The sequence below is a fragment of the Catellatospora sp. KI3 genome (genome assembly GCF_029948125.1).
GTDB lineage: Bacteria > Actinomycetota > Actinomycetes > Mycobacteriales > Micromonosporaceae > Catellatospora.
The window spans coordinates 147459-161578 of the sequence record NZ_JASAMB010000010.1; the positions used below are offsets into that span (position 1 = coordinate 147459).

At 72.7% G+C, this 14120-nt stretch carries 10 protein-coding genes; 4 read left to right on the plus strand and 6 right to left on the minus strand.

Annotation, left to right across the window (positions count from 1 at the left end; all coding sequences use genetic code 11):
• The first annotated feature begins 29 nt into the window (after positions 1 to 29).
• Together QEZ54_RS18095 and QEZ54_RS18100 are read left to right on the plus strand one after the other, a co-directional pair.
• A complete protein-coding gene (locus QEZ54_RS18095) occupies positions 30 to 2099 on the plus strand; it encodes a GGDEF domain-containing phosphodiesterase (protein WP_281305811.1) in 2070 nt (689 codons plus the stop codon).
• 95 nt (positions 2100 to 2194) lie between these two features.
• Positions 2195 to 3568, plus strand: a complete 1374-nt coding sequence (locus QEZ54_RS18100) for an FAD-dependent monooxygenase (protein WP_281305812.1) — start codon at positions 2195 to 2197, stop codon at positions 3566 to 3568.
• 93 nt (positions 3569 to 3661) lie between these two features.
• Here the strand turns inward: QEZ54_RS18100 and QEZ54_RS18105 are convergent, their stop codons facing one another.
• The 3 genes from QEZ54_RS18105 to QEZ54_RS18115 all read right to left on the minus strand — a co-directional run bounded on the left by QEZ54_RS18105 (position 3662) and on the right by QEZ54_RS18115 (position 5850).
• On the minus strand, positions 3662 to 4483 hold the full coding sequence (locus QEZ54_RS18105) for a DUF1295 domain-containing protein (RefSeq protein ID WP_281305813.1): 822 nt from the start codon (positions 4481 to 4483) through the stop codon (positions 3662 to 3664).
• A gap of 90 nt (positions 4484 to 4573) precedes the next feature.
• Complete coding sequence (locus tag QEZ54_RS18110) at positions 4574 to 5443, minus strand: permease prefix domain 1-containing protein (protein ID WP_281305814.1); 870 nt, start codon at positions 5441 to 5443, stop codon at positions 4574 to 4576.
• A complete protein-coding gene (locus tag QEZ54_RS18115; RefSeq protein ID WP_281305815.1) occupies positions 5443 to 5850 on the minus strand; it encodes a PadR family transcriptional regulator in 408 nt (135 codons plus the stop codon). The genes QEZ54_RS18110 and QEZ54_RS18115 overlap by 1 nt, the downstream gene beginning before the upstream one ends.
• Positions 5851 to 6048: 198 nt before the next feature.
• Between QEZ54_RS18115 and QEZ54_RS18120 the strand changes: the two genes are divergently transcribed.
• Positions 6049 to 8358 (plus strand): immune inhibitor A domain-containing protein, encoded by a 2310-nt coding sequence (locus tag QEZ54_RS18120; RefSeq protein ID WP_281305816.1) that lies wholly within the window; start codon positions 6049 to 6051, stop codon positions 8356 to 8358.
• 89 nt (positions 8359 to 8447) lie between these two features.
• Here QEZ54_RS18120 and QEZ54_RS18125 read toward each other — a convergent pair whose 3' ends face one another.
• The 3 genes from QEZ54_RS18125 to QEZ54_RS18135 form a co-directional block, all read right to left on the minus strand.
• The gene (locus tag QEZ54_RS18125) at positions 8448 to 8969 is read right to left on the minus strand and encodes a M15 family metallopeptidase (protein WP_281305817.1); all 522 of its coding nucleotides are present in this window, start codon (positions 8967 to 8969) and stop codon (positions 8448 to 8450) included.
• A gap of 92 nt (positions 8970 to 9061) precedes the next feature.
• Positions 9062 to 10651, minus strand: a complete 1590-nt coding sequence (locus tag QEZ54_RS18130; RefSeq protein WP_281305818.1) for a CHAP domain-containing protein — start codon at positions 10649 to 10651, stop codon at positions 9062 to 9064.
• A 57-nt stretch (positions 10652 to 10708) separates the two neighbouring features.
• Complete coding sequence (locus tag QEZ54_RS18135) at positions 10709 to 13717, minus strand: BTAD domain-containing putative transcriptional regulator (protein WP_281305819.1); 3009 nt, start codon at positions 13715 to 13717, stop codon at positions 10709 to 10711.
• Positions 13718 to 13889: 172 nt separating this feature from the next.
• On the opposite strand from QEZ54_RS18135, the gene QEZ54_RS18140 reads away from it, so the two are divergent.
• Positions 13890 to 14108 carry a hypothetical protein gene (locus QEZ54_RS18140; RefSeq protein ID WP_281305820.1) on the plus strand — a complete coding sequence of 73 codons (219 nt, stop codon included), beginning with the start codon at positions 13890 to 13892 and terminating at the stop codon, positions 14106 to 14108.
• Positions 14109 to 14120: the final 12 nt, after the last annotated feature.

The following is a 14120-nucleotide window of genomic DNA, read 5'->3' on the forward strand; positions in this document are numbered from 1 at the left end:
GCAGGCTCGGACAGGCGCCGGCGGCCACGATGAGCGCCAACCCAGCAGACGCGCACCCGCACCGACCGGTGGAGGTCGAGCTGGTGCTGCGCGACGCCGCCGCCGCCCTGGCCGGCGCCACCGGCACCGAAGCCGTCCTCGAGGCTGCCGACCGGGCCCTCGCCGCGCTCACCCTGCCGGACTGCCGCTACAAGGTGCGCATCCGGGTGGCCGAGGACAAGGCTCCGCCCGCCGACCTCGTACCGATAGACGTCCCGGCGCCAGACGCCGAGTCGGTGGGTGTGCTCCTCGTCGACCAGGACACGGCGGCCAGATCCGAGCTGAGCCTGCCGCTGCAGATACTGTCGGCACTGGCCGCGCAGGCGGTCGAGCGGATCTGCCTGGCCGACGAACTCCAGCGCTACCGCAGCCTCCACGAGATGGAGGCGCTCATGGAGCGGATCTGCGACGCCGTCCTGATCGTCGACGCCGGTCACCGCATCCGCTACGCGAGCCCGTCCGCCCGTACCGTGTTCGGCACCTCGGCGCTGCAGGACCGCGACCTGCTCGCCTTCGTCCCCGCCGAGCAGCGGCCCGCCGCCGGATCCCTGCTGCGGCATGTACGCTCCGGCGCCGCCGGCACCGAACCCGGCCACGCCGACTGGACCATCGAGGCAGCCGACGGGCGCACCCCCACCGTCGAGGTCACCTGCACCACGCAGCAGCCCGCCGACCCGACCGGCACGGTCACCGTCACCCTGCACGACGTCACCGCCCAGCGCCGGCTCGAGCACGAGCTGACCGAGAGCATGTTCCACGACACCCTGACCGGGCTGCCCAACCGGGCCCTGTTCGCCGAACGGACCGAGCACGCGCTGGCCACCAGCTCCGGCCTCACCGCCGCCATCATCCTCGACCTCGACGACTTCGGCTCGATCAACGACACCTTCGGCCACGCCGTCGGCGACGAGGTCCTCCGGTCCGCCGGCCGACGCGTGGCCGAGGCCATCGGCCCCGACAACGTCGCCGCCCGCTCCGGCGGCGACGAGTTCGCCGCCCTCATCCACGACGCCGGCACCCCCGAGGACATCGCCGCCATCGCCGAGCACCTCAGCCGACTGCTCGCCGAACCGGTGCGCACCAGCGGCGGCACCGTGGTCGTCAGCGGCGCCAGCATCGGCGCGGCCACCACCGCCGACACCGGCAGCGCCCACGAGCTGCTGCGCAACGCCAACCTGGCCCTGCGCGAAGCCAAGTCGGCCGGGGTCCGGCAGTGCCGCCACTACGAGCAGTCCATGGCCGACCGCATCGCCCAACCGCAGCTGCACTCGGCCCTGGCCGCCGCCGTCGACGACGGCTCCCTCCTACTGGAGTACCAGCCGATCGTGGCGCTGGGCACCGGCCGCACCGTCGGATTCGAGGCGCTGCTGCGCTGGCAGCACCCCGTCCGGGGCCGGCTGTACCCGGGCGAGTTCATCGCGCTCGCCGAGGACTGCGGCCTGATCGTGCCGATCGGCGAGTGGGTGCTCGCGACCGCGACGGCCCAGGCGCAGCGCTGGCCCGCCTCGGTCCGGGGCAACGCCCCCTACCTCAGCGTCAACGTCTCGGCGCACCAGTTCCGGTCCGACGGCTTCCTCGACACCGTCGGGCGGCTGCTCGCCGGTACGGAACTGCCGGCGCACCGGCTCGTACTGGAGATCACCGAGAGCCAGCTGCTGCCCGACGACGACAAGGTATGGGGCGCGCTGGCGCACCTGCGCGGCAGCGGGATCAGGATCGCCATCGACGACTTCGGCACCGGCTACTCGGCGCTGGGCTACCTGCGTCAGATCCCCCTGGACATCGTCAAGCTGGACCGGTCGTTCGCCAGGGGCCTCACCACGTCCCGGCGCCAGCGCGACCTCATGCAGGGCACCGTCACCCTGATCCGGACCCTCGGACTGGACGTCGTCGCGGAGGGGATCGAGACGGAGCACCAGCGTGAGCTGTCGGCCACGGTCGGCTGCACCTACGGACAGGGCTACCTGTTCGCCACGCCGATGCCCGAGTCCGGAGTGGCGGACTGGCTGGCGCAGGCCGGTGCCGCATCCTCTGCACCGCCCGTCGGTGGCAGGCGGTGACGGTGGAGATACGCACGATTGCTCAGTGCCGTGCGCGCAGTCGGCTCCGCATCGGATGAGAAGCGGCCGGGCCGTCGCCGCGCCTACGGTTTGGCATGGCTTCAGACCATACGGCTGTCGTGATCGGCGCCAGCATGGGCGGCCTGCTCGCCGCCCGCGCGCTCAGCGACAGTCACACCCGGGTCGTGGTCGTTGACCGCGACGACCTACCCACCCTCCCCGCCGACCGGCGCGGCGTCCCGCAGGGCAGGCAACTGCACGTCCTGCTGTCCCGCGGGCGCGAGGCGCTGGAGGAACTGTTCCCCGGCCTGACACAGCAGATGCGGGACCTGGCCGTGCCGCTGATGGATCTGCACGGCCAGGTCACCTGGTACAACGACGGCCATGTGATGGCCCGGGCCGAGTCCTCGATCATCGCGGCGGGGATGAGCCGCCCCCTGCTGGAGTACACCGTGCGCAGCCGCGTGGCCGCGCTGCCCGGGGTCGAGTTCCTGCCCGCCACCGAGGCGCTCGGGCTGGTCGCGACCCCCGACCGGCAGCGCGTCACCGGGGTACGGCTGCGCCACCGCGACGGCACCGAGCAGACGATCACCGCCGACCTCGTCGTCGACGCCTGCGGCCGAGCCTCGCGCACCCCGACCTGGCTCGGCGACCTCGGCTACGACGCACCCGCCGAGGAAGAGGTCCGCATCGAGGTCACCTACGTCACCCGCGTCTACCGGCACGAACCGCACCACCTCGGCGGGCTGCTCGGTGTCCTGACCAACCCGGTCCCCGGCGCGCCCCGCGCCGGCGTCGCCGGAGTGCTGCAAGACGGCCAGATCGCGGTAGCGCTCAGCGGCGTGCTCGGCGAGCAGCCGCCGACCGACGACGAGGGCATGCTGTCGTTCGCCGAGTCGCTGGCACCACCGCAGATCGCCGAGGTCGTCAAGTCGGCGCAGCCGCTGACCGACGCGGTCGCCATGCGCTTCCCGGCCAGCCGACGCCGCAGATACGAGCGGCTGCGCCGGTTCCCGGCGGGCTACCTGGTCGTCGCGGACGCACTGTGCAGCTTCAACCCGCTCTACGGACAGGGTATGACAGTCGCCGCGCTACAGGCACTACTGCTGCGGCGGCTGCTCACCACCGGGGACGCGCAGCTGAGCCGGCGGTTCTTCCGGGCCAGCGCCCGGGTGATCGACGCGCCCTGGGCGATCGCCGTCGGCTCCGATCTGCGGTTCCCCGAGGTGGAAGGGCCGCGCCCGGCACCGGTGCGGTTCTTCAACGCCTACATCCACCGGCTGCATATCGCCGCGACCGCCGACGCGACACTGGGGGCGGCGTTCCTGCGCGTGGTGAACCTGGTCGACCCGCCCACGGCGCTGCTCGCGCCGGGGACGGTGCTCCGGGTGCTGCGCGGCTTCTGGCGGGGCCGCGGCGGCGCCCGCCGCGTTCCGGAAAGTCCGCGGTCGACGCACCCGGGCAGCTAGGGCCGGCGTACTGACGTGGACGCGCGGCTTGTCACCGGGGGAGGCGGGCCGCGCGTGTCGGACCCGGCAGACTCGGACGGCTCGGGCCGTTGATCAGACGCTGGCCTGGCCGGGTTCGCGGCGTGGGGGCCAGGGGATGATCGGCGAAGTGAGCGCCTGGTAGTCGGCGTACTCGGGGTAGCGGGAGCGGGTGATGCTCTCGGTGAAGACCGTCGAGCCGACGAACAGCGCGGTGAGCAGGACCGCACCGATGACCGTCCACTGCGGAAGCGAGGCGGCCGCGACCGCGCCGAACCCGAACACCACCCACCACTGGGCCTGCTCGAAGAAGTAGTTCGGGTGGCGCGAGTACTTGAAGAGTCCGCCGCGCGCGAACCGCGACTCGGGCTCCTGGCCGGCCGCGAGCGCGGCGTGCTTGCGCCGGTGGAAGTCCCACTGCTGCTGATCGGCGACGGTCTCACCGGCGAGCAGGCCGAGGAAGACCAGGGCGAGCAGCGCGTCGAGCGCCCCGAACGGCCGCGGGTGGGTCAGCGCCGTGTACGCCGGCAGCGTGATCAGCAGCAGGATGATGTTCTGGTACACCGTGATGAAGCCCAGGTTGAACAGCTGGAACTGCCACGGCGCCAGCCGTGCCCGCAGGATCGCCCAGCGGTAGTCCTCGCCGCCGGGGGCGTACCCGCCGCGCCGGGCGAAGTTGAACGTCAGCCGCGCCCCCCACAGCAGCACCAGCGCGGTCAGCACGTTCAGCCGGGTGTCGCCGAAGTCGGCCGCGGCGGCGAACACCGCCACGTACACCACCGGGACGATCGACCAGATCCGGTCCACCCACGAGTGCTCGTTGCTGATCAGGGAGGCGATCCAGGTCGCGGCGCAGGCACCGGCGCAGATCCACAGGCAGACGATGAGGGCGTCCATGATCGGGCACTGTAATCCTGCGGCGGGCCCGCGTACACAGGCCGACCGGCCGGATGCCGCGGCGGGCATCCGGCCGGTGCCGGGAGGTGCTCAGCCGCGCGGTCGGAACAGGGTGCGCGCCATCAGGACCAGCATCGCCAGCAGGCCGCCCAGCAGGGCCAGCCACGACCACGCCCAGCCGGCGGTGAGCGTCAGCAGCACGAACCCGCCGAGCGCCGCGATCCAGATCGCCGCGGTGTAGATCCCGAACCGGGCCGCCGCGGCCGGGTCCCCGGCGAACGGGTCGCCGAGTTCGTGGTGCTCGCGCTGCATGCGTACCACCCATGGCTTGTGCCGGTTGGTCTGGGTCACGCCCAGCCAGGTGAACGCGACGGCCGCGACGACCAGCAGCACCCCGGCCGCGACCAGCGGGCCGACGGGCCACTCGGGGTAGGCGGTGGCGACGATCCCGGCGCCCGCCAGGCCCAGCGCGGCGGCCGCGCCGTAGCCCAGCGCCCGGCCGGTGGGCAGGGGGTAGTTCGTGGTGGTCTCCTGCCGCAGCGCGTCGGCGGTGATCAGGCCGCCGGTCGCCGCCAGCACCGCGACCGCGAGGATCTCCCAGATGATCCCCATGGTGTGCAGGACGGTCAGCACCAGGATCGCCAGGGCGGCCGTGGCCAGCAGCGACAGCAGCAAGGTCCGTAGGACGAACGCGGGTCGGGGCCGCACCCGCTGGTCCAGCCACGGCGCCGCCGAGGGTGCCCCGGCGGTCTCGGCCACGATCGACCGCACGTCGCCGAGTTCGGCCATGGCGCGCCGCGCGGACTCGTCGCCGCCGACGCCGGACTGCTCGAGTTCGGCGACGCGGGCGACCAGGTTGGCGCGCATCTCCTCCTTGAGGTCGCGGGCCTCGGCGGTCATGTCGATGCCGGCGAACGCTTCGTCGAGGAGGCGGTGGATCGCCAGGCTGCTGTCGGTCATCACGGCCGCCTTCCGGTACGGGTGGTGCCCGGGTCGGACTTGCCGAGCCGGAGCAGGGAGTCGATGAGGCCGCGGGTGATCTCCCAGGCCTGGACGTTGTGGCCGTAGACGGCCCGGCCCGCATCGGTGATGCGGTAGTACTTGCGGCGGCCGCCCTGGGTCTCGTCGCCCCAGAAGGCCTCCACCAGGCCGTCCTTGAGCAGCCGCCGGTAGCTGGCGTAGAGGGTGGCTTCCTTGATCTCGTACGCCCCGCCGGTGGCGTCGCGGATGGTCTTGAAGATCTCGAAGCCGTAGCTCTCGCCCTGGCTCAGCACCGCCAACACGATCGTGTCGGTGTGCCCCCGCAGGAGGTCGGCTGCGAACGCGTCGCTCGCCAGAAATGTATCGCTGTCAAACTTCTCGGGCACGACTAGTACTGTAACAGATAAAGTACTCGACGACGCAAGTATGAGCTGCGGCGGCGGACAGGCCGTCCACAACGACGTCAACACTGTTGACGGATCACCGGCCGGGCGGCTGCTCCCGACCCCTCGTGATCACGTGTGAAACTCCGGCAGGTGGAGCCTCAACGCTCCACCTCACGCGTTCCTGGGGAGGGACCCACGATGAGAAAGCCGATCATCGCCGCGGTCGGCGCGGCCGGTGCGGCGGTGCTGGTCGCCGCAGCCCTGCAGTGGCCGGCCGGTGCGGCACCCGCCACGAGCGGGAACGCCGCGCGACCCGCGGCGGACAACGCGACCCACCGGTCCGACAACCGGCCCGGCCCGCGCACCAAGCAGTGGACCGACAAGCGCAAGGCCGCCCTCGACCTGGTCGGGCGCGGCAAGGCGCACATCGACGCCCGGGGCAACGTCACGGTCGACGCCGAGACGGACAACGTCGTCGAGGTGGCCTTCGAGAAGACCGACAAGATCTTCACGGTACTGGCCGAGTTCGGCACCCAGAGCGCCGGCAAGTACGGCACCGCCCCCGGCCCGCTGCACAACCAGATCCCGCAGCCCGACCGCAGCACCGACAACTCCACCGGCTGGGCCGCCGACTTCAGCACCGCCCACTACGAGAACCTGTTCAACGGCTCGGGCGAGTCGATGAAGAGCTTCTACGAGCAGCTGTCCTCGGGCAGGTACTCGGTCAGCAACACGGTCAGCGACTGGGTGCAGGTGCCCTACAACGAGTCCTACTACGGCGACAACGCCATCGAGGACAACGGCGGCTCCTGGGCGTTCATCGCCGACACCGGCAACGCCTGGTACCGGCACGCCCTCGCCTCGATGACCCCCGCGCAGATCGACGCCTACCTGGCGCAGTTCGACGTGTGGGACCGCTACGACTTCGACAGCGACGGCGACTTCGACGAGCCCGACGGCTACCTCGACCACTTCCAGGCCGTACACGCCGGTGAAGGCGAGGACGCCGGCGGCGGCGCCCAGGGCGAGGACGCCATCTGGTCGCACCGCTGGTACGTCAACGCGACCGACTTCGGCCTGACCGGCCCGACCGTCAGCGGCCGGCAGAACCTGTCCGGCGGCGCCCGCATCGGCGACTCGAACTACTGGCTGGGCGACTACACCACCGAGCCCGAGAACGGCGGCCTGGGCGTGTTCGCCCACGAGTTCGGCCACGACCTCGGCCTGCCGGACTACTACGACACCAACAGCGGCGACAACAGCACCTCGTTCTGGACCCTGATGAGCTCCGGCTCGTGGCTCGGCCACGGCGCCGAGGCCGACGAGGGCATCGGCAACACCCCCGGCCTGATGGGCCCGGAGGAGAAGCTGTTCCTCGGCTGGCTGGACTACCGCGAGGTCGCCCCCGGCCAGAGCGGCACCATCCAACTGGACCCGGCCCAGGACGCCAACGCCGCCAACGCGCAGGCGATCAAGGTGAACCTGCCGCCCGCGACGACGTCGACCACGTACACCACCCCGGCCTCCGGGCAGTACGCGTGGTGGACCGGCAGCGCCGACCAGCTCAACGAGGCCCTGGCGCACGCCGTGCCCGCCACCTCCAAGGTCACCGTGACCGCCAAGGCGTGGTACGACATCGAGTCGGGCTACGACTACCTGTACTTCGAGTACTCCGCCAACGGCGGCGCCACCTGGACGCAGGCCGGACAGCCGATCACCGGCTCGTCGGCCGGGAAGTGGACCACGCTGCGGTACTCCTACACCGCGGGCGGCGCGGCCACCCAGTTCCGGTTCCGCTACCAGACCGACGGCGGCGTGCACTTCGCCGGCGCCTTCATCGACGACATCACGGCCAAGGCCGGCAACGCCACGGTGTTCACCGACGACGCCGAGACCCCCGGCACCTGGACCGCCACCGGCCAGTGGCAGCGCTCCACCGGCACCGTGTCGACCTCGGCCGAGCGGTACTACCTGCTGGAGAACCGCCAGTACACCGGCTACGACGACACGCTGCGCACCGGCCCGTACCAGTTCAGCTACGCCTACAGCGCGCCGAACAAGGTCGAGTTCTTCCCGTTCCAGCCCGGCATGCTCGTCTGGTACGTCAACCACGGCCAGGAGGACAACAACACCTCCCAGCACCCGGGCACCGGCCTGTCGCTGCCGGTCGACGCGCACCCCGCGTCGATGCTCTACTCCGACGGCACCAGCCCCACCAACCGCCGCCAGCCGTTCGACGCGACGTTCGGCATCCAGCCCGTCCCGCAGGTCTGCCTGCACAAGGAGGCGCTGGTCGGCAGCGGCAAGACGCAGACCGTGCAGACCCTGGCGGCCTGCGCCCCGGCGAACGCGGGCATCCCGGTGTTCGCCGACGCCGATCCGCTGGCGTACTACGACACCGCCAACCCGACCAACAGCGTCAAGGTCGCCGGCCACGGCGTCACCGCCACGGTCACCGGCCAGACGGGCAACATCCTGACCGTCAGCGTGGTCAACCCGGCCGCCTGACCGGCACAGACGAAAGGCACCAACCGTTCGGCCGGGCGGGGCCGGGAGTCGATCTCCCGGCCCCGCCCGGCGTCCAGCCCCCGATCCGGTCAGGACGGACCGGCCACCCGGGCGTAGCGGGCGGCGGCCCGGGTGGCCAGGGCCCACAGGTGCTCGCCGTAGGACCAGTGCCACCACGCCGCCGGATGGTTGACCATCCCGGCGGCCGTCATGGCCCGGCCCAGCAGCGCCCGGTGCGCACCGGCCCCGTCGTCGGCGACCTCGTCGGCCAGCCGGCTGGGCCCGCCGACGTCGGGCACCTGCGTGCCCAGCCACAGGGGCGTACCGTCCGCGCCGCACAGCGTCACGTCGACCTCCCCGCCGGTGGCGTGCGGACCGTGCGGCGTCCCGTCCGTCCGGTGCCCGGCCACGACCAGCAGCCGCACTCCGCGCGGCAGCAGGCTCTGCGCCACCACCAGCCGGTCGGCCACGGCCAGCCGCACCCGCACCGCCCGGTCCGGACCCACCTGCAGCACCTCGCTGCCGGCCAGGTCGACCAGCGGCTCGCCGCACTCGGCGACCGGCACGTCGATGTGCCAGCTGTCGACGTCGACGAGGCACTCCGATGTCATCTCTGCTCTCCTTCCATGTTCGTGCTGGAACGACCGGGAACCGGACCGCCGCGAGGCGACCCGGTTCCCGGTCGTGGTTCAGGTTGCGGCTGTCACAGCCAGGAGCCGACCAGCAGCCGGTTGGCCACCGGGGCGAGGCTCATCGGGCCGGAGGTGTACCAGTCGACCGGCGCGATGGTCCCGTTCAGGAACACCTTGTACGTGAAGGAGGTGTCCGCGTTCTGGACCGCGATCACGGTGTCGTCCATGCCGTCGCCGTTGACGTCGCCGGCGGCCATCCGCGAGCCGGCGTTGTCGAGGTCGATGTTGTAGTAGGTCGCGGTGGACAGGTTGCCGAACGAGCTGCCGTTGGAGTACCAGCGGTACAGGACCAGGTAGGTGCCGCCGTCGTAGCCCAGGATCGGCTCGGCCTTGCTGTCGCCGTTGACGTCGGCCAGGATCAGCCGGTCACCGACCGGGGCCAGGCTGAACGGGCCGGAGGTGTACCAGTCGACCGGCGCGGTCGTCCCGCTCAGGAACACCTTGTACGTGAACGAGGTGTCGGCGTTCTGCAGCGCGATGACCGTGTCGTCCCTGCCGTCGCCGTTGACGTCGGCGGCGGCCATGCGGTTGCCCACGTTGTCCAGGTCGATACCGGCGTAGGTCGCCGTCGAGTAGCTGCCGAAGGAGCTGCCGGTGGAGTACCAGCGGTACAGGATGGTCGTGGTGCCACTGTCGTAGCCGAGGATCGGGTCGGCCTTGCCGTCGCCGTTGACGTCGGCGAGCACGAGCCGGTTGGCGACCGGGCCGAGGTTGAACGGGCCGGAGGTGTACCAGGTCTGGGGCGCCGCGGTGCCGTGGAGCAGGACCTTGAAGCTGAACGTGCCGTCCGGGTTCTGCATGGCCATCACGGTGTCGTCGGTGCCGTCGCCGTCGACGTCGCCGGAGGCGACCCGGTCACCGACCCCGTCCAGGTCGTACCCGGCGTGCGTGGCGGTGGAGTAGCTGCCGAACGAGGTGCCGTTGGAGTTCCAGCGGTACATGACCGTGTAGTTGCCCGCGTCGTACCCGAGGATCGGGCTGGCCAGCGACGAGCCGCCGCCGCCACCGGCGCCGACCGGAGTGGTGAACCCGACGATGTCGGAGTTGCCCGTGTAGCTGGTGTAGGTCTTGGCCTTGATCGAGTCGCTGGTGTTGCCCTCGATCGTGTACAGGGTCGTGCCCGACACCGACTTCACGATGCCGACGTGGTCGATGACCCCGTCGCCCTCCCAGTCGAACACCACCGCGTCGCCGGGCTGCGCCACGTAGCCGCTGCTGCGGGCGTGCCAGGTGCCGTGGTTCTGGCCGTACGTCTTGAACGACCGCGCCATGCCGGTCACCTCCGACAGGTACGAGGTCACCCCGCCCTCGCGCCAGGTGTACTTGGCGAACGCCGCGCACCAGGCGTAGTCGTCGCCGCCCCCGCCCCAGCCCGACCGGCCGCCGCAGGCCGGCCAGCCGAACATCTGGCCGCCGTAGTAGGTGCAGTTGTTGCCGATCTCCACGTTGCGCAGGCTGTCGTTGAGCTCGCGCTGCGCGATCGTGACGATGCCGCTGCCGACGGTGGCGTGCGCGGCCGTGGGGGCCACGACGACTCCGAAGGCGACCGCCGCGGTCGCGACGACAGTGGTGCCGATGCGCTTGAGGAGTGCGATGGACATTGTCCCGTTCCTTTCGGTGTCTTCCTTGCTGACACCGAAAGGTTCGCGGCGGGTCCTCTAGCTGTGCTTCAGCCCGCCTTCAACGCCGGTTATAGGGGGCGTGAGCTCGTCATACTCCCGGGTTCCGTGCTCGTGGAACACCTTGCGCGCCCCCGCCACCAGCGCCGCGGCCGCGGCCTCGTCACCCTGCGCGCGGCGCAGCAGGGCCAGGTCGCGATCGGTGCGCGCCTCCCACAGCGGCAGCTCCAGCACCGACCACAGCTGCCTGGCCGCGACCAGGAACTCCTCCGCCAGGTCCAGCCGGCCCGCGGCCAGGTGCAGCTCCCCGAGCGTCCGCAGGCTCGACGCCTGCCCGAACCGGTCCTGCGCGATCCGGCTGGCCGCCAGGGTCTCCTCCAGCGGCGCCAGCGCCTCGCCGAGCCGCCCCTGCCGCAGCCGCGCCTTGGCCAGCGACCGCACCGCATACGTGCGCAGGAACGGGTGCCCGATCTGCTCGAAGATCTCCACCGCCTCGGCGCATGCCCGCTCGGCGGGCCCGTGCTCGTCCCGCGCCCGGTGGTAGAGGCCCAGGGTGCGCAGGCTCAGCGCCTCACCGCGGCGACTGCCCGAGCGGCGGTACGCCGCCACCGACTGCTCCAGATTGGTCCACGCCTGCTCGTAGCGGCCCTGCTCCAGCCGCACCGACCCGATCAGCCGCCGGGTGTAGCCGATGCCGGTGTCCTCACCCAGCCCCTCCAGCAGCGTCGCCGCCTGCTCCAGGAAGTGGACCGCCTCGGCCAGCCGCCCGGACTCCCGGCACGAACCGCCGAGCCCCGCCAGCGCGGCCGCCTGCCCGCGTACGTCGCCGACCTCCCGGAACCGGCCCAGCGCCTGCCCGTACACCTGCTGCGACTCGGTGTAGCGGTCCTGCATGTAGCGCAGCCCGCCGAGGTCGGCGAGCATGACCGCCTCCCGGAAGCCGTCCCCGGCCCGCCGGGCCGCGGCCAGCGCCGCCCCGACCACCCGCTCGCGCACCTCGAACCGGTCCGCGCCGCTGAACACCACCGAGTACTGCTCCGGGGCGAACGCGCAGGCCAGCTCATGCAGGCCGAGACCGGCGGCCCGTTCGACCGCGGCGGTGAGCGACACCTGCTCGGCGGCGAACCACGCGGCGGGATCGGCCCGCACCGCCCGCGCCAGCTCAGCCGAGACCGGGGCCGTGACCACCTCGGGCCGGGGCCAGCGGATGTCGTCCGGCGGCGAGGACGCGTGCACCTGGTCCACCAGCGACAGCCACGACATCAGCGCCCGGGCCACCGCCGCGGCCAGCGCCTCGGGCGCCTCCTCCGCGGCGGCCCGCTCCCGGGCGTACAGCCGGACCAGATCGTGCATCCGGTAGCGCAGCTGCCCCAGCTCGTCGATCCCGGCGAACTCGACCAGCTGCGCGTCGACCAGCGCCTCCACCAGCTCCTCACCGTCGGCGTCGGCGACGTCGAGCAGCCAGCCGGCCACCCACGGGCCGAAATGGGTGACGCCCAGGTAGCCGAGGCGCCGCAGCGCGGTTCGCGCCGGATCGGACAGCCCCACGTAGCTGAGCGCGATGCTGGCCCGCACCCCCTGGTCACCCGGGCTCAGCTCGTGCAGGCGGCGGCTCTCGTCGCCGAGCCGCTCAGCCAGCCAGGACAGCGGCAGCCGCTGCCGCGCCGCCAGCCGCGCGCCCGCCACCCGGATCGCCAGCGGCAGCCGGGCGCAGTGGTCCACGATCGTCCGCGCGGCCGCCGGCTCGGCCGCGACCCGGTCGGCACCGACGATGCGGGCGAGCAGCGCCACCGCCTCCTCGACGGTGAGCACGTCCAGCTCCGTCAGCTCCACCCCGGCCAGGCCGACCAGCCGGTCCCGCGAGGTGACCAGCACCGCGCAGTCCGGCCCGCCCGGCAGCAGCGGCCGCACCTGCTGCTCGGTCGCCGCGTCGTCGAGCAGCACGAGCACCCGCCGCCCCGACAGCAGCGCCCGGAACCGCTGCGCCCGCTCGTCCGACGTGCCGGGCACGTCGGCGACCGGGACGCCCAGCGCGCGCAGGAACCCGCCCAGCACCTCACCCGGCTCGGCGGGCAGGTCCGCCATCCCGCGCAGGTCGGCGAAGAGCTGCCCGTCGGGGTAGGAACCGCGGGAGTCCTGCGCCAGCCGCGCCGCCAGCGACGTCTTGCCGGTGCCGCCCGCACCCGCGATGACCCGCAGCCCGGCCAGCGGCAGCAGCGCGGCCAGCACCTCGTCCCGGCCGGTGAAGTCCGCGGGCACCGGCGGCAGCTGCGCCGGCACCGGCAGCGCGGCCCCGGCGGTCCGCGGCGCCTCGACCTCGGGCAGGTCACCGCGCAGGATCGCCGCGTGCAGCCGGTGCAGCTCGGCACCCGGCTCGACCCCCAGCTCCTCGATCAGGACGTCGCGGCCCTCCCGGAAGCACGCCAGCGCGTCGGCCTGCCGACCCAGCCGGTAGTACGCCAGCATCAGCTGGCCGCGCAGCCGCTCGTTGGCCGGGTGCCGGCCCACCAGGCCGGTCAGCTCCGGCAGCAGCCTGCCGTGCTGCCCCTGCGCCAGCTCGGCCGCGATCCGCTCCTCCGTGGCGGTCAGGCGCAGCTCGTTGAGGCGGGTCGCCTCACCCGCCAGCACCTCGCTGTCGATCCCGGTCAGCGCGCCGCCGCGCCACAGCGCCTCGGCGGTGCGCAGCGCCTCGATCGCGGCCTGCCGGTCGCCGTCGGCACTGCGCGCCCGCGCCTGGGCCAGCAGCAGTTCGAACCGCGCCAGGTCGAGGCGCTCCGGGTCGACCTGCGCCGAGTACCCGGCCGGTTCGGTCTGGATGACCGACGCCAGGCCCTGCCGCCGCAGCGTGGAGACGTACGTCTGCACCAGGGCGCGGGCGCTGTCGGGCGGGCTCTCACCCCAGACGATGTCGATGAGCCGCGCCGCCGGGACCACCCGCCCCCGCTCCAGCAGCAGCGTCGCGAGCAGCGTCCGCGGCTTCTCGCCGCCGAGCTGCACCGCCCGCCCGTCCACCTCCGCCTCGACCGGCCCGAGCAAGCGGAAATCCATCGGTGTCCCTCCCCGTGACGGTCACGGCCGCCAGCGTAGACGGCACCCCGGGACCCGCGGTGCCCCGAACGCCGCACCTGCCCGCCAAGCCGCTCCCAAGCCGACCCCAAGCCGGGCGTACGAACCTGATGCCGTGCCGCGGGAAGGTCCCGCCGCACGGAAGGAGACTCCGGTGCGCAAGCTCGCCCGCCTCGCCGCCCTGGCCGCCGTCGTCACGGTCGGCGCCCTCGCCACGGCCACCGCCGCCTCCGCCGCCGACGGCGACCCGTCGCAGTGGGGCCAGGCCGCGGCCGTCGACGGCGACCCGTCGCAGTGGGGCGCCGCCGTCGACGGCGACTCGTCGCTGTGGGTGGACACGGCAAAGAAGGGCGCCAAGGTCACCCTGGGCTGAACCGGGGTGCCG